Below are 15,165 nucleotides of genomic sequence, written 5' to 3' on the forward strand. Positions count from 1 at the left end.
TCCCACTCGTTCGCGGGTCGGAACACCCGCAGATCGGATGGACTTGGTCGCTGTGGTGGCCCTGCCCGACCACGCACAGCGACCGTTCCGCCGATCAGCCCCCCGCTCGGGCGAGCGAGAGGGCGAACCTCCCCTGGCTGTCCGTCCACCACCGGTGCAGCTCGAACCCGGCTTCCTCCAGTTCGGTCCGCACACCGTCGGGCCGGAACTTCGCGGACACCTCGGTGCGCAGTTCCTCGCCCTGCGCGAACTCCACGTCGAGTTCCAGTTCAGCCAGTCGGACGCGCACCGGACGGGTGGCGCGCAGCCGCATCTCGATCCACTCCTGCTCGGCGTTCCACAGCGCGACGTGCTCGAACGCCTCCACGTCGAAGTCACCGCCCAACTCGCGGTTGATCACCCGCAGCACGTTGCGGTTGAACTCCGCCGTCACGCCCTGCCCGTCGTCGTAGGCCCGCACCAGCACGTCGGGGTCCTTGACCAGGTCCGTGCCGAGCAGCAGCCACTCCCCCGCGCCGAGCACGTCGCGGACCGACGAGAGGAACTTGCGCCGCTCCTCCGGGATCAGGTTGCCGATCGTGCCGCCGAGGAACGCGACCACGCGGGGCGCGGATCCGGGCAGCCCGGCGAGGTGTTCGGTGAAGTCGCCGACGACGCCGTGCACGCCGAGGCCGGGGTAGTCGGCGATGATCGCGTTCGCCGCCTCGGTCAACGCCGTCGTGGACACGTCGAGCGGCACGAACTCCTCGAGCGTGCCGTGGTCGCGCAGCGCGTCCAGCAGCAGCCGGGTCTTCTCCGACGAGCCGGAACCCAGCTCCACCAGCGTGTGCGCGCCGGTCGTCGCGGCGATCTCGGCCGACCGCGCGACGAGGATCTCCCGCTCGGCCCTGGTCGGGTAGTACTCCGGCAGGCGCGTGATGTCCTCGAACAGCTCGCTGCCGACGGCGTCGTAGAACCACTTCGGCGAAACCCACTTGGGTTTCGCGGTCAGCCCGGCCCTGGCTTCCGCGCGCAGCGCGCGGGCCGCGTCCTCGGGGGTCAGGTGCACGTCCACCACTGGCTCTGTCATGGGTTTCCTGTTCTGCCTCGTGGGCCGATCGGCCGGATGTCCACGGTGGACGGGTGTGCGGCCACCGTGACGACGGAACCGCCGGGGATCTCCCGCCAGCGCTCGTCGGTGTCCCACGGCTCGGACGCGAGCGCGACCGAGTCGGGGGTGGAGCGGACCCACAGCGAGTGCGTCCACGTCGTGCCGACGAGCACGGTTCCGTTGGTGAGCAAGAGGTTCAGCCGCGAGCCGGGTGCGGCCGCGGCCACTTCGGACACGACGTCCGCCAGCACGGCGGTCGGGTGCCGCCCGGCCGCGAGCCGGGTGCGGACCAGCGCCCACAGCAGTGCGGCGTCGGTCGGGGCGTCCAACGTCAGCAGGTCGGTCACCGGCAACGACCCGGCGAGGTCGGCGACCGATCCGGGCCAGTCCGCGATCCGGCCGTTGTGGCTGAACAGCCACGTCCCGTCGGTGAACGGCGCGCAGGCCGTCTCCACGATCGGCATGCCGACCGTGCCCGACCGGACGGCGGCCAGCACGGCGCCGGACGGCGAGGCCCGCGTGACGGACTCGAGGTTCTCGTCCGCCCAGATCGGGCCCGCCCGCCGGTAGCGCACGGCCGATCCGTCCGGCGCGTACCAGCCGACGCCGAAGCCGTCGACGTTGACGGTTCCGCCGCCGCGCATGTCCGCGGGCGCGTAGGACTGGCGCACCAACGAGTGCGGCGGGTCGTAGAGCAGTTCCGCGACGGGCACGGCGGTGCCCAGGTACCCCAGGTGGCGGCACATGTCAGCTCAGCTCGGCCGCCTCCGCGTCGCGCGCACATCGGAACCCGGCGAAGATCTGCCGCCGGATCGGGTAGTCCCAGTTGCGGAACGTCGACCGCACCGCGGCCGGGTCCGCGCCGAACGAGCCGCCGCGCAGCACCTTGTACTCGGGGCCGAAGAAGACCTGCGAGTACTCGGCGTACGGGAACACCTCGAACCCGGTGTAGCCGTGGAAGTCCGAGCTGGTCCACTCCCACACGTCGCCGATGAGCTGGTGCACGCCCAGCGGCGACGCCCCCGCCGGGTACGCGCCGACGGGCGCGGGCTGGAGGTGCCGCTGGCCGAGGTTCGCGTGCCGCTCGGTCGGTTCCTCGTCGCCCCACGGGTACCGGCGCGACCGCCCGGTCGCCGGGTCGAACCGGGCCGCCTTCTCCCACTCGACCTCGGTCGGCAGGCGCTTGCCCGCCCACTTCGCGTACGCCTCGGCCTCGTGGAAGCTCACGTGCACGACGGGTTCGTCCGGCACGACCGGCGCGACGACGCCGAACCGGTCGCGGTACCACTCGGCGCCGACGCGTTCCCAGAACCGGGGCGCGACGAGCTTCGCCCGCCGGACGTGCGCCCACCCGGCGTCGCTCCACCAGCGCTGGTCGGCGTACCCGCCCGCCTCGATGAACTCGACGTACCTCCCGTTGGTCACCGGCGCGGTGTCGATGAAGAACGGGTCGGTGCGCGCCTGGTGCGCGGGGCGCTCGTTGTCCAGCGCCCACGCCTCCGTCGACGTGCCCATCGTGAAGTGCCCGCCCGGCACCAGGACCTCGGCCGCGGGCAGCGGCGAGCCGGGCGGCGGTGCGGGCGCGTCCAGGACGGGAGCGCCCGTGCGGAGCTGGTGCGTGGCGAGCATCGTCTCGTCGTGCTGCTGCTCGTGCTGCACGATCATGCCGAACGCGAACCCGCCGTCGAGCAGCTTGCGCCCCTCGAACCTCGCGGTCTCCAGCACGTCGAACACCTTGTCCCGCACCTCGCCGACGTACCGGCGGGCTTCCACCGGGCTCAGCAGCGGCAGTTCGGGGCGGGAGGAGCGGGAGTGCTTGAACGCGTCGTACAGCTCGTCGATGTCGGCGCGCACGGGCTCGCGCCCGCCGACGTCCCGCACGAGCCAGAGCTCCTCCTGGTTGCCGATGTGCGCGAAGTCCCACACCAGCGGTGACATCAGCTTCGAGTGCTGGCGCACGAGGTCGTGCTCGTCCACCGCGTCGGTCAGCTCGACGCTGCGGGCGCGGGAACGCGTGAGCTGGGCGGCCACGTGGTCGCGCAGGCGGTCGGTACCGAGATCGTCGATGCTGGTCATGGCGTGACTCCTCCGGACTTCTCGGCGAGCGTGCGGTGCAGTTCCTCGGCCACGGCGGCGTTCTGGCTCATCGACAGGTCCGTGCGCTCCAGCGCGCGGCAGCCGATCCCGACGACCTCCCGCGCCACCCGCGCGATGGTCGGGTCGGCGAGCCCGTAGCGGGCCGCGGTGAGCCAGCGGCCCACGGCGGGTTCGGTGGCGGCCAGCACCTCGTCCACGACCGACGGGTCGCTGAACAGGGCCGCCATCAGCACGACCGGCTCGATCCAGCGGCCGTGCGGCGGGGTGTCGAGGTAACGGACCTCCATGTACCCGCGCGGCCGGACCGGCGGGAACATCAGGGACAGGTGGTAGTCCAGGTCGTCGCTGGTGGGCGCCCGGTCGCCGAGGGCGCCGTCGACCCACTCGGCGAAGGTCAGCGCCCGCGGCGGCACCCAGTTCGGGCCCGGTCCGCGGACCACGATCACCGGCGTGTCCAGCACGCGGCGCGCCCACGCCCCGGCCGGGTCCTCGCAGACCGCCGCGGCGGGCCGGGTGCGGACCGGGTCCGTGCCGTAGAGCGCCCGCATCCGCGCCGACGCCCACTCCCGCCTGCGGCCGCCGACGCCCGGCGAGTTCGCGAACAGCGCGTTGAGCACGGGGCCGAGCGCGTGCACGGCGGCCCACCGGTCGTTGAGGTGTTCGCGCAGCCCGAAGTCCAGGCACACCTGGAGGCCCGCGGTGCTGCACATCATCGTGATGCCCTCGGGGCCGATCGGGGCGAACGCGTGTTCCATCGCCGCGTACCGGGGCACGCGGAGCATCCGGCTCGGCGGCCGGAACGGGTCGGCCCCCCGGTCGCCGAGCACGAGGTCCGCGGCTTCGAGGAGGGCTTGGAGTTGGGTGACGTCCTCCCCCACCGTCTTCAGCAGCTCCGTCAGGGAGGTGCGGGGCGGGGTGGAGATCTCGACCTGGCCACCGGGTTCGACGGTCAGCGGGGTGCCGCTGGGCAGCGGCCGCTGGGGGCTGTCCGGAACGAGGGTGGGTGGTGCGTGCCGCCCGAGCGCCGCGGCGAGACTGGTCGCGGCGAGCTGCCGGGTCGGTTCCTGTCGGTGGTGGACGGTCCATTCGATTTCGACGCCGAACAGGCGCGGCGGCCCGTGCTTGAAGCAGACGGAGGCCACGTAGGCCTCCGCCTCGGCACGGTCCCGGAACACCTGGGGGCCGGGCCCCTCGGCCGAGACGTTACGCACAGCAGTCAATTCCGGTACTCCCCGTGATCTTTCGTCGAGATTCGACGCTACACGTGGGCACCGACACCCGCACGCGACGAAGTCGGCGAACCCCTTGCGGATCAGGGACAACCGGACATCCGCCGTCCATCCGGACTTGACATATACCCATATGGGTATATGTTTTCCGTCATGGCACGGGCAGCGACGACGGCGGACGCGTTCAACGCGGTGGCGGAACCCCGCAGGCGGCAGATACTCGACGTCCTGGCGGGCGGTGAACGACCGGTGAACGACCTCGTCGACCTGCTCGACCTGGCCCAGCCGCTGGTGTCCAAGCACCTGCGGGTGCTCCGCGAAGTGGGGCTGGTCCACGTGCGCGACTCCGGACGGCAGCGGGTCTACCGCCTCAACGCGGCCCCGCTCAAACCCGTCCACGACTGGGTCAAGGGCTACGCCCAGGCGTGGGAGGAGCGCTTCGCGGCGCTCGACGACGTGCTGGAAGAACTCAAGGCAGAGGAGAACGGGACATGACGAACACGACGACCGGCACCGCGGTGGTCACCCTCCCCACCGACACGCGGATCCTGATCACGCGCGAGTTCGACGCGCCCAGGCACCTGGTGTACCGGGCGTGGACCGAGCCCGCGCTGATCAGGCGGTGGTGGAACAGCGGCCACGGCGAGGTCACCGTCGCGGACGTCGACCTGCGCGTGGGCGGCACGTGGCGGTACGTCCTCGTGACGCCGTCGGGACACGAGGTGGGGTTCCACGGCGTGTACCGGGAGATCGTGCCGAATGAGCGGCTCGTGAACACCGAGGCGTACGAGGGGATCCCGGACGCGGACGAGCAGGCGTCGGTGAACACGCACACCTTCACAGAGGTCGACGGGCGGACGACGCTGACGTTGCTGGTCGAGCACAGGACGCCCGAGGGCCGTACCGCGCACGTCGATTCCGGCATGGAGTCCGGGATGCAGAAGGGCCTCGACCTGCTGGAGGAGATCGCCGTCTCGCTGCGCTGACCGGCCGCGCGGCGCCGTTCCGCCGAACGGCGCTGCACGAGCATCTTTCTTCAGCTACGAAACTTTCGGTAAGCTCGTTGTTCCGCCACATGGCTCTAGCCAGCACGAAAAGCCGTCTCAGATGGAACCCAGACGTTGACGCCACCAGTTCCTGATTCTACGTTGCGAGAAGTTTAGTAACTTGTTACGAAACTTTCGACCCTCAACGTGGAGGACTGATGTCGAAAAACGATGACGCGGGCGCACGACCGCGCCGGGCCGCGCTGGTGGCGGGCGTGGCCGCGCTACTGGGTGCCATCGCCCTGGTCGTCCCCGGTGTGGCCAGCGCGGGCACCACGCTCGGCGCCGCGGCCGCGGAGAGCGGTCGGTACTTCGGTACGGCGGTCGCGGCGAACAAGCTCTCGGACGGTACCTACGTGGGCATCCTGAACCGCGAGTTCAACATGGTGACGCCCGAGAACGAGATGAAGATCGACGCGACCGAGCCGAACCAGGGGCAGTTCTCCTACGGCAACGCCGACCGGATCGTCGCCCACGCCAAGAGCCAGGGCATGAGAGTGCGCGGCCACACCCTCGCGTGGTACTCCCAACAGCCCGGCTGGATGCAGAACATGTCCGGCAGCGCCCTGCGCTCGGCCATGCTCAACCACGTCACCCAGGTGACCTCCCACTACAAGGGCCAGCTCTACTCCTGGGACGTGGTGAACGAGGCGTTCGCCGACGGCAACAGCGGCGGCCGACGCGACTCCAACCTCCAGCGCACCGGCAACGACTGGATCGAAGCCGCGTTCAAGGCCGCCCGCGCGGCGGACCCGAACGTGAAGCTCTGCTACAACGACTACAACACCGACGACTGGGGCCAGGCCAAGACCCAGGGCGTCTACAACATGGTCCGCGACTTCAAGTCCCGCGGCGTCCCCATCGACTGCGTCGGCTTCCAGTCCCACTTCAACAGCAACAGCCCGGTGCCGTCCAACTACCAGACGACGCTGTCCAGCTTCGCGGCGCTCGGGGTGGACGTGCAGATCACCGAGCTGGACATCGAGGGCTCCGGCTCCTCGCAGGCCTCGAACTACCAGCGCGTCGTGCAGGCATGCATGGCCGTCGCCCGCTGCAACGGCATCACCGTGTGGGGCATCCGCGACAGCGACTCCTGGCGCTCCTCGGGCACCCCGCTGCTGTTCGACGGCTCCGGCAACAAGAAGGCCGCCTACACCTCGGCCCTCAACGCCCTCAACGCGGGCGGCACGACCACGCCGCCGACCACCACGACGACCACCACCACTCCCCCGCCGAACAACAGCTGCCCCAACGGTTACGTGGGGCTGACGTTCGACGACGGGCCCATCGCGGGCAACACGCCCGCGCTGCTGAGCGCGTTGCGGTCCGCGAACGTGCGGGCGACGTTCTTCAACATCGGCAACAAGGTCGCGTCGAACGCCTCGCTGGCGCGCAGCCAGAAGGACGCGGGCATGTGGATCGGCAACCACAGCTGGACGCACCCGCACCTGACCCAGCTGTCGCAGTCCGAGATCAGCTCGGAGTTGTCCCAGACGCAGCAGGCGCTCCAGTCGGCCACCGGTGACACGCCGAAGCTGTTCCGGCCGCCCTACGGCGAGACCAACGCGACGCTGAAGTCGGTCGAGCAGCAGCTCGGGCTGACCGAGGTGCTGTGGAGCGTCGACTCGCAGGACTGGAACGGCGCGAGCACCGCGGCCATCGTGCAGGCGGCCTCCACGCTGCAGAACGGCGGCGTGATCCTCATGCACGACGGCTACCAGACGACCGTCAACGCCATCCCGCAGATCGTCTCCGGCCTCTCCAGCCGCGGACTGTGCGCGGGCATGATCTCCACGACCACCGGTCAGGCCGTCGCGCCGTCGGACGACCCCGGCACCACGCCGCCGACGACGACCACGACCACCACCCCGCCGTCGGGTGGCGGCTCCTGCACGGCCACCTACCGCACCACGCAGACGTGGGGCGACCGCTTCAACGGCGAGGTGACCATCACCGCGGGCAGCGCGGCCATCTCCACCTGGACGTCCACCGTGACCGTTACGGCGCCGGAGAAGGTGTCGGCGACGTGGAACGGCTCGCCCAGCTGGGACTCCAGCGGCAACGTGATGACCATGAAGCCCAATGGGAACGGCTCGCTCGGGGCCGGTGCCAGCACCACGTTCGGCTTCACCGTGATGGCGAACGGCCAGTGGGCGGCTCCTGCCGTCACCTGCCGGGTGTAGTGACCGGCTGACGACGTGCGCCCTCCCCCGATTCGCCGGGGGAGGGCGCACCCGTCGGTCAGGACCGGCAGCCCCGCAGGGCGTAGCCGAGCACTCCCGCGCCACCGAGCACGCAGGCGGTGACCAGCGCCGCCGTGCTGCCGACGGGCTGGGCGGGCCACGTCAACACCCGCAGCGGCAACGGGTCCGTGAACGGCGGCATCGCGGAGGCGCCGACTCCCCAGGCCACCGGGAGCGTCCAGGCCAGCTGCCGCCCGAACAGCGTCGCGGCCAACGCGGTCAGGCCCGCGAGCCCCACCGCGGCGCGCAGCACGATCCCCGGCGGCGCGGACGACACCAGCGCCAGCACCCCCGCGGGCACCGCCGTCACCGCGATCAGGTGGGCGGCCCGCCGCGGCGGCCACGACACCGCCGCCGTCCGCTCCAGCTCAGGATCGGCCCCGCCCAGCCCGTAGCCCAGGACGGCGAGTCCGAGCGCCATGGCCAGCACCACCGCCGCCACCGCCAGCTGCGGGTTGGTCGCCCCCGCTCCGAGCCGCGCCATCAGCAGCACCGCCACCACCGCGCCCGGCAGCGCGAACGGCACCTGCCGCGACCTCAGGTACAGCGCGAGCGCCCTCACTGCCTGTCCCCCTTGGGGCAGGCCAGGCCCACCGCGCGGATCACCAACACCCGCTGGAGCTGCTCCGCCGCGGGCAGGGACCGGAACTGCTCCCAGAGCGCCGTGCGTTCGGCGGTCACCGTGGGGGCCGGTTCGCCGCCGGGCAGCGGGTAGGAGCCCCACAGCCACGCCGCGGCCATCGCCCGGTCCCGGAAGCCCGGCTGCCCGCACGGACGTGTGCCCGCACCGGCCAGCACCCGGACCGCCAGCGCGTCGCCCTCACCGATCCAGCCGCTTTCGGAGTTGTGGTTCTCGCTGTCGAACCACACCTCGGAGGTGGGCTGCGGGCCCGGTCGGGTCGACCGCACCTCGTGGACGGACGTCGGCGGGTCGGACAGCTTCGCCAACAACTCCAGCGCGCGCCGGGCGGGCCCGGTCAACGCGGCCAGGTCGCGCTCGTGCACCTTCGACACGCAGACCGCCGGGCCACCGTCGGTGGTGCACACCTCCGCCACCGCGGCCGGGTCGATCCGCAACCCCGACGGCGGTCCGGCGGCCAGCATCGGCAGGGCGACCACCAACCCGACCAGCGCGGGCACGATCGCCAGGACCGCGCCGCGACGACGGGCCGCGAAGGCCAGCACCAGTCCGGCCAGCGCCAGTCCCGCGAACCACGCTGACTGGCCGAGGCTGGAGGAGCCGTCGACCGTCGTGACCTCGTCGAGGTTGGTGCTCAGGTTGGGCGCCAGCAGGGCGGCCCGGTCGAGTCCCCCGTCCTTCCCCAGCTGCACCGGCAGGATCAGCACCAGGACCCCCGCCACCGCCAGCAGCGGCGGCGTGTAGGTCGACGGCAGCAGCCGCCCGATCCCCAGTCCGAGCCACCCCGCCGCCACCAGCGACAACGCGCCCACGACGGCGATCGGCACCCAGCCGAGGTGGTTGTACGAGGGCGACATCGCCACCGCGCCCGCCCCGAGGACCAGCAGGTAGCCCAAGCCGAGGCAGAGCCCGAGCGCCACCGCCGAGGGCAGCACCCGCGAGCGCACCGGACGCGGGGTCGTGAGCAGCAGCTCCTCCATCCGCGTCCGCCGGTCGCGCCGGGCCAGCCACGCCCCCGCACCCAGCGCCAACGGCCACAGCAGCACCAGGAGGACCCGCTGGAAGCCCGCCAGCATCGTCCACTGCACGTCCCACACGCTGCCCTGGTCGGTGAGGAACAGCGTGTACAGGCCCGCGATGCCGAAGAACGCGACCAGCGCGCCCGAGATCGCCGCGGCGGACCGGCGCAGCTCGATCCGCAGGATCCGGCCCCTCACCGGGCCGCCCTCGCGAGCAGCGCGGAGTAGCCGCGTTCGATCGGGCTGTCCCCCACGTCGTCGGTGCCGCCCGCCGCGACCACCTCGTCCGGCGTGCCCTGGAACACCGATTTCCCCTCGGTCATCAGCACCACCCGCGTGCAGGCCACCGACACGTCCTCGACCAGGTGCGTCGAGACCAGCACGCACGACCACTCGCCGAGTTCCCGCAGCAGCGTGCGGAACTCCAGGCGCTGCGCGGGATCCAGGCCGACGGTCGGCTCGTCTAGCAGCAGCAGGTCGGGCTCGTTCACCACGGCCTGCGCGATGCCCGCGCGGCGCAGCATCCCACCGGACAGGGTCTTCATCCTGTCCTCGGCCCGACCGGCGAGCCCGACCCGTTCGATCGCGCGCTGCACCGCTCCCGCGACGTCGCGGTTGTCGACCTCCTTGAGCCACGCCATGTACTCGACGAACTCGCGCACGGTGAACTTCGGGTAGTAGCCGAACTCCTGCGGCAGGTACCCGATGCGGCGGCGCAGCGCGCGCAGGTCCGGCTTGCCCGACACCGGGGTGCCGAGCAGCTCCAGCGTCCCGCCGGCCGGACTCAGGATCGTCGCCAGTGTGCGGATCAGCGTCGTCTTGCCCGCGCCGTTGGGCCCGAGCAACCCGTGCACCCCCTTGCCCAGCCTCAGATCGAGCCCGTCGACCGCCATCCGCTTGCCCGCCCGTGACCGCAGGCCGTGCGCCTCGACCTCCCACGCGTGCAGCGTCGGCGTCAGCTCGGCCGGATCGACAGCCCGGACCATCGTGCCCTCCCTCGGTCGGATGTCCACGTCAGTACCTGCTTCCCGGCGCGGTGAACGACTTCGCCCTCGCCACCACGACCACCACGGCGCCCACCACGACCAGCACCCACCAGGGCAACGCCGCCTGCCGCAGCAGCGGCGGGCTGGCGTCGTCCGGCAGCGCGGGCGCGATGACGAACACCGTCCACATGAGACCCAGCACGAGCGCGGCCCGGCCCACGCCCACCACCGTGCCGAGCGCGAGCGTGCCGACGGTGAAAGCCAGGCAGGGCAACAACCACAGCGCGGGCGACAGGTCGGTGAAGGCGCCCGCCACCGCGAGCACCGGGATCACGACCACCAGCACGACCGCCGTGCGGCGCAACACCATCCGCAGCCCCGCGCCGGGAGTCGCCGCCGTCAGCTCGTGGAGCGGGTCGAACCGCCTGGACCACGCGGCCGCCACCCCGAACAGCGGCACGATCGGTGCCAGCAGCAGCACCAGCGGCGGCAGCCGGTCGGGTGGTGCCGCCAGGTCGACCGCGAGCGCGACCAGGGCGACCAGCACCCCGGTCAGCACCCACGGGCCCATCGTCGGCGGGGCCCACGTCCGCGCCCAGCGCGCCCAGGCGGGTCTCGTCGGCGCGGGACGTGCGGGCTCGGCGGCCTCGACCCCGATCCACACCCGGCTCAACACCAGGTCCAGTGCCGGTTCCCGCACCCGCACGACGTCGGCGAGCAGCAGCCGGCAGTCCCGGCAGTTCTCCAGGTGCGCCTCCACCGCCCACTCGGTCTCGGCGGGCAGCGCCGGGGCGCTCGCGAGGTACGCGGTGAGCAGTCCCCTGTCCACGTGCTTCCCGGCGGTCATGACATCGCCTCCCGAATCGTCAGCCTGGCTCGCCGCGCCCTGGTCTTCACGGTGCCCTCGGGAATCCCCAGCAGGTCGGAGGTCTCCCGCACCGTCAGTCCATCGAGGACCATCGCCTGCAACACCTGCCGCAGCTCCGGCGCCAGCGCGCCGAGCGCCGTGCCGACGTCCCCCGACAACGTCCACTCCAGCAGCGCGTCCTCGGCCGCGGGCGCGGTCGTCGCCGTCACCGCCGCGACCTCCGCGACGTCGCGGTGCCGCCCCTCGCGGCGGAACGCGTCGACCAGCCGCCGGGCCGCCACCCGCCACAACCAGCCGAGCACGCTGTCCACGGCGGCCCCGTCCGCGAACGACCCCGCCGCCCGCCACACCGCGACGTAGGTGTCCTGCACGACCTCCGCCACCAGCTGCTCGTCGGCGCACCGCTTGCGCAGCCGCACGGCCAGCCAGGGCGCGGTCTGGCGGTAGAACTCCGCGAACGCCGCCCGGTCCCCGGCCGCGGCACGGCGCAGCAACGCGCGCTCGTCCATCCCGCTCGTTCCCTCCGGCATGTGACTGGGTCGTCGGGAAGGCGGCGAACGGTTCTCCACTCCCTGGTGAGCTGGGTCACACGGTGGTCGTGCGGCCGTTCTTCCGCCGGGCAGGCGGGACTGATGGTCAACGCGGGGGTGGACCACACCCGATCAGGTTACGTGCCAACGGCACGCACTGGGGTAGAGTTCTTCTTGCGTGCCAGGGGCACGCAGTTCGTCGGATTGTCGGTTGTCACGTTGCCGGACTTATCGGACTTACCGGATCAAGGAGTGGTCATGTCGATGTCCCCGCAGGCGGCGCTCGTTGGCACCACAGGGTTTCCAGGCGTTTTCGGGCGTGATCTCCCGACCGCGGAGGCCCTTCCACCGGGCATGCGCATGGGATCAGTTCTGCGACACGGCGAGGCGCACCCGTTGGCACTGACGGTCCCACAAGAAAAGGAACCGCTACCGCATTCCCCCCGACCGCCGACTTCCCCGCATTGCAAAGCACCCCACCACTCCTGCGCGTCAGGGCGCCTTCCAGTCCTTCCGAAACATCAGTCCCCTGGCACTTCAGTCCCCTGAGACCTCAACTTTCCTGAACCTCAGCCCCCGACACCCAACCCCTCGCACCTCACCCGCCCCTACCGCCCCAGACCCAGGTCCAGGCCTCCACCATCCCGCCAACCCCCACACCGAAACCGACGGCGCACCCAAGCCCCGCACCTCGGCAACTTCACATTCCTACAACTCCACATCCAGCAGGGACCCCGCCAACTGAAGCCCTAATTCCGCCCGACCAGTTCCACTCCACCGTCCAGCATTATTTTCAACCAACACTGAAGGCATAAAGTCAACCAACAGACCACGGCGGTCGAACAGGCATCGGACTCGCTCGAACACAACGCAGACCACCGGAACTCAGGACCGGTGGGATGGCCGCGACGCGAGGGGACGCGACCACCCCACCGGAGCTAGGCGGGCTTCAGTGCTCGTGCGCCCGAGTAGACGATGTCGACCAGCAGCACCCGGTCGTTGTTGGGGATGCCGTCCTTGTCGGTGGAGGTGGTGAGCCAGATGTCGCCGTCGTGGTCGACCTCGACCGTACGCAGGCGGTTGTACGTGCCCTGGAAGTAGATCTTCTGGTCGACGAGGTTGCTGCTGCTGTCGATCGTCATCCGGTACACGCGCTGGCCGACGGTCGTGGCGACGAACACGCGGTCGTTGATGATGGTCAGGCCGCTGGGCGAGGCGACGCTGGTGGCCCAGACCTTCTTGGGGGCGATGAACCCGGCGCAGGAGCCGCCGGTGCCCTCGCAGTTGGGCCAGCCGTAGTTGCCGCCCTTGGTGATGAGGTTGACCTCATCCTGGCTGGTGTTGCCGAACTCGGCTTCCCACAGCCTGCCCTGGGAGTCGAAGTCCAAGCCCTGCGGGTTGCGGTGGCCCTTGCTCCACACCGCGTTGCCGAAGGGGTTGTCCGAGGGAATCGAGCCGTCCGCGTTGATGCGGAGGATCTTGCCGTTGAGGGAGGTGTTGCTCTGGGCGTTGGCGCTGTTCTGGGCGTCGCCCACGGACGCGTAGAGCTTGCCGTCCGGACCGAAGCGCAGTCGTCCGCCGTTGTGGTAGCGGTTCTTCGCCAGGCCCTGCAACAGGATCTGGTAGCTGCTCTGCACGAGTGCGCCGTTCTCGTACTTGATCCGCACGATCCGGTTGCCCTCGGAAGCGGTGTGGTAGACGTACAGCCAGTGGTCGGTGGCGAAGGTCGGCGACAGCTCCATGCCGAGGAGGCCACCCTCGCCGTCGGTGCCGACCGCCTGGGAGATCCTGCCCGCCAACGTCTTCTGCCCGCCCTTGGTCAGTCGGTGGACGTTGAAGGTCTCCCGTTCGCTGAACAGCGCCGAGCCGTCGGGCAGGAACACCACGCCCCACGCGATGTCGACGCCGCTTGCCAACGTGCTGACCGTGCCGGGATCGGGGCTGCCTGCGGGGCCGTTCGCGGTGGGGGTCGCCTTGATCTCGTTGCTGAAGGAGGAGGTGTTGCTCTGGGCGTCGCGGGCCCGGACCTTGAACGTGTACTCGGTGCCCGCGGTCAGACCGGCGGAGGTGATGGCGGTGGCGGTGCCGTCCGCGGTGCCGGTCTGAATGCCGTCGCGGAACACGTCGTAGCCGGTGACGGCGATGTTGTCGGTCGACGCGGTCCACGCCAGGTCGACGCTGGTCGCGGTTCTGCCGGTCGAGCGGAGCGTGGCCGGAGCGGTCGGCGCGACGGTGTCGGCGGGTGCGGGGTCGGTGCGGACGATCAGGTTGGCGCTGGCCGGGGACACGTTGCCTGCGGCGTCCTTGGAGAACACGGTCCAGTCGTACTCGGTGTTGGCGATCAGCCCGGTCGCGGTCGCCTGCAGGACGTTGCCGACGCTGGTGACGAGCTGGCCGTGCTGGTAGATGTCGTAGCCGGTCACGCCGACGTTGTCGGACCCGTCGTCCCAGGCCAGGGACACGGTGGTCGCGGTGTGCCCGGTGGAGCGCAGACCGGTCGGGGGCAACGGCCGTTCGGTGTCGGCGGGGCCGCTGAACGACACGCTCAGCTTGTCGGCGTTCGGGCCGCCGGCGACGGTCGTCGACACGGTGCGGATCTTGTTCGCGCCCGCGGCGAGCGGCACCGTGGCGGTGGCGGTCTGCCAGGTCGTCCACGCGCCGGTCGGCGGGAACGACAGGGTGACGGCCGTGCCGCCGTTGGCGCTGACGGACAGCGGGCGGTCGGTGGTGGTGCCGTTGGCGAAGCGGAAGGCCAACGCGTGCGCGCCAGCCTGCGCGGCGGTCACGGTGTACTCGACGGAGCTGCCGACCACGTTGTCGTAGTTGACGAACCCGGTGCCGGAGTACCCGGCCCAGTTCGACTCGACGACGCCCTGGCTGATGGTGGCCGACTCGGACTCGTAGTCGGACGCGGGCACACCGGCCGCTTCCACGTCGACGTAGTCGATGTTCGCCGCGCCGGTCGCCCCGGCCGAGGTGATCCGGATCCTGTTCGCGCCGGGCGCGAGCTGGGCGGTGGTCGTGAGGCTCTGCCACGTCGTCCACGCGCCGGTGGCCGGGAACGCCAGGTCGTCGACGACGATCTCGCCGTTCACGCTGATGTCCGCCGGGCGGTTCTCGGCGGTTCCGTTGGCGTAGCGGATGGTCAGGGTCGCGGGGCCCGCCTGCGCCGCGGTCGCGGTGACCTCCACCGAGCTGCCGACGACGTTGTCCACGTTCACGAAGCCCGCACCCGAGAAACCCGCGTGGTTCGACTCGACCACGGATTGGGCCAGGACGCCGTTCTCGGCCTCGTAACGCGTCGACGCGGCGGAAGCGGCGCCGGGTAACGCGACCGCGGCGACCGCTGTCGCCATCGCGACCGCCAGGGTTCCGGCAGTGCGGAGCCGTCGGTTCTTCCTCGATACCACTGAGTGC

The 15,165-nt window shown here is 71.2% G+C and carries 13 protein-coding genes and 1 pseudogene; 4 read left to right on the top strand and 10 right to left on the bottom strand.

Translation table 11 applies throughout. The features are described from left to right. Window positions 1-94: 94 nt before the first annotated feature. The 4 genes from egtD to RM788_RS10840 are packed head-to-tail and all read right to left on the bottom strand — an operon-like array spanning window position 95 to window position 4,407. A complete protein-coding gene (egtD, locus tag RM788_RS10825) occupies window positions 95-1,069 on the bottom strand; it encodes an L-histidine N(alpha)-methyltransferase (protein ID WP_315931474.1) in 975 nt (324 codons plus the stop codon). Continuing rightward, window positions 1,066-1,836 carry an ergothioneine biosynthesis protein EgtC gene (egtC, locus tag RM788_RS10830; RefSeq protein WP_315931475.1) on the bottom strand — a complete coding sequence of 257 codons (771 nt, stop codon included), beginning with the start codon at window positions 1,834-1,836 and terminating at the stop codon, window positions 1,066-1,068. The genes egtD and egtC overlap by 4 nt, the downstream gene beginning before the upstream one ends. A 1-nt stretch (window position 1,837) precedes the next feature. Further along, the gene (egtB, locus tag RM788_RS10835) at window positions 1,838-3,166 is read right to left on the bottom strand and encodes an ergothioneine biosynthesis protein EgtB (RefSeq protein WP_315931476.1); all 1,329 of its coding nucleotides are present in this window, start codon (window positions 3,164-3,166) and stop codon (window positions 1,838-1,840) included. Next, window positions 3,163-4,407: a glutamate-cysteine ligase family protein gene (locus RM788_RS10840; RefSeq protein WP_399343342.1), complete on the bottom strand. Its 1,245-nt coding sequence runs from the start codon at window positions 4,405-4,407 to the stop codon at window positions 3,163-3,165. Before RM788_RS10840 ends, egtB begins: the two co-directional genes overlap by 4 nt. 162 nt (window positions 4,408-4,569) lie before the next feature. Here RM788_RS10840 and RM788_RS10845 point away from each other — a divergent pair, with 162 nt between their 5' ends. The 4 genes and pseudogenes from RM788_RS10845 to RM788_RS52955 all read left to right on the top strand — a co-directional run bounded on the left by RM788_RS10845 (window position 4,570) and on the right by RM788_RS52955 (window position 7,645). After that, window positions 4,570-4,911 carry an ArsR/SmtB family transcription factor gene (locus RM788_RS10845; protein ID WP_315931477.1) on the top strand — a complete coding sequence of 114 codons (342 nt, stop codon included), beginning with the start codon at window positions 4,570-4,572 and terminating at the stop codon, window positions 4,909-4,911. Further along, entirely contained in the window at window positions 4,908-5,402 is a 495-nt protein-coding gene (locus RM788_RS10850; RefSeq protein WP_315931478.1) for an SRPBCC family protein, read from the top strand. The genes RM788_RS10845 and RM788_RS10850 overlap by 4 nt, the downstream gene beginning before the upstream one ends. Window positions 5,403-5,620: 218 nt before the next feature. Beyond that, window positions 5,621-7,057: pseudogene (locus tag RM788_RS10855) on the top strand (endo-1,4-beta-xylanase); the annotation flags it as partial. A gap of 189 nt (window positions 7,058-7,246) precedes the next feature. Beyond that, window positions 7,247-7,645, top strand: coding sequence for a cellulose binding domain-containing protein (locus RM788_RS52955; protein WP_399344960.1), 399 nt, complete (start codon window positions 7,247-7,249; stop codon window positions 7,643-7,645). A gap of 58 nt (window positions 7,646-7,703) precedes the next feature. Here the strand turns inward: RM788_RS52955 and RM788_RS10865 are convergent, their stop codons facing one another. The 6 genes from RM788_RS10865 to RM788_RS10890 all read right to left on the bottom strand — a co-directional run bounded on the left by RM788_RS10865 (window position 7,704) and on the right by RM788_RS10890 (window position 15,104). Beyond that, on the bottom strand, window positions 7,704-8,267 hold the full coding sequence (locus RM788_RS10865; protein ID WP_315931479.1) for a hypothetical protein: 564 nt from the start codon (window positions 8,265-8,267) through the stop codon (window positions 7,704-7,706). Further along, window positions 8,264-9,562: a hypothetical protein gene (locus tag RM788_RS10870; protein WP_315931480.1), complete on the bottom strand. Its 1,299-nt coding sequence runs from the start codon at window positions 9,560-9,562 to the stop codon at window positions 8,264-8,266. The genes RM788_RS10865 and RM788_RS10870 overlap by 4 nt, the downstream gene beginning before the upstream one ends. After that, complete coding sequence (locus RM788_RS10875) at window positions 9,559-10,350, bottom strand: ABC transporter ATP-binding protein (protein ID WP_315931481.1); 792 nt, start codon at window positions 10,348-10,350, stop codon at window positions 9,559-9,561. Before RM788_RS10875 ends, RM788_RS10870 begins: the two co-directional genes overlap by 4 nt. 28 nt (window positions 10,351-10,378) lie before the next feature. Beyond that, entirely contained in the window at window positions 10,379-11,197 is an 819-nt protein-coding gene (locus RM788_RS10880; protein ID WP_315931482.1) for a zf-HC2 domain-containing protein, read from the bottom strand. After that, window positions 11,194-11,748 (bottom strand): RNA polymerase sigma factor, encoded by a 555-nt coding sequence (locus RM788_RS10885; RefSeq protein ID WP_315931483.1) that lies wholly within the window; start codon window positions 11,746-11,748, stop codon window positions 11,194-11,196. Before RM788_RS10885 ends, RM788_RS10880 begins: the two co-directional genes overlap by 4 nt. 938 nt (window positions 11,749-12,686) lie before the next feature. Continuing rightward, entirely contained in the window at window positions 12,687-15,104 is a 2,418-nt protein-coding gene (locus RM788_RS10890) for a PQQ-dependent sugar dehydrogenase (protein ID WP_315931484.1), read from the bottom strand. Between the last annotated feature and the right edge of the window lie 61 nt (window positions 15,105-15,165).

The organism is Umezawaea sp. Da 62-37 (assembly GCF_032460545.1).
Taxonomy (GTDB): domain Bacteria; phylum Actinomycetota; class Actinomycetes; order Mycobacteriales; family Pseudonocardiaceae; genus Umezawaea.

Excerpts from the sequence above, each read along its gene's own strand:
- egtD (WP_315931474.1), bottom strand. The coding sequence starts at position 1,069 with ATGACAGAGCCAGTGGTGGACGTGCACCTGACCCCCGAGGACGCGGCC.
- egtC (WP_315931475.1), bottom strand. The coding sequence starts at position 1,836 with ATGTGCCGCCACCTGGGGTACCTGGGCACCGCCGTGCCCGTCGCGGAA.
- egtB (WP_315931476.1), bottom strand. The coding sequence starts at position 3,166 with ATGACCAGCATCGACGATCTCGGTACCGACCGCCTGCGCGACCACGTG.
- RM788_RS10845 (WP_315931477.1), top strand. The coding sequence starts at position 4,570 with ATGGCACGGGCAGCGACGACGGCGGACGCGTTCAACGCGGTGGCGGAA.
- RM788_RS10850 (WP_315931478.1), top strand. The coding sequence starts at position 4,908 with ATGACGAACACGACGACCGGCACCGCGGTGGTCACCCTCCCCACCGAC.
- RM788_RS52955 (WP_399344960.1), top strand. The coding sequence starts at position 7,247 with ATGATCTCCACGACCACCGGTCAGGCCGTCGCGCCGTCGGACGACCCC.
- RM788_RS10875 (WP_315931481.1), bottom strand. The coding sequence starts at position 10,350 with ATGGTCCGGGCTGTCGATCCGGCCGAGCTGACGCCGACGCTGCACGCG.
- RM788_RS10880 (WP_315931482.1), bottom strand. The coding sequence starts at position 11,197 with ATGACCGCCGGGAAGCACGTGGACAGGGGACTGCTCACCGCGTACCTC.
- RM788_RS10885 (WP_315931483.1), bottom strand. The coding sequence starts at position 11,748 with ATGCCGGAGGGAACGAGCGGGATGGACGAGCGCGCGTTGCTGCGCCGT.
- RM788_RS10890 (WP_315931484.1), bottom strand. The coding sequence starts at position 15,104 with ATGGCGACAGCGGTCGCCGCGGTCGCGTTACCCGGCGCCGCTTCCGCC.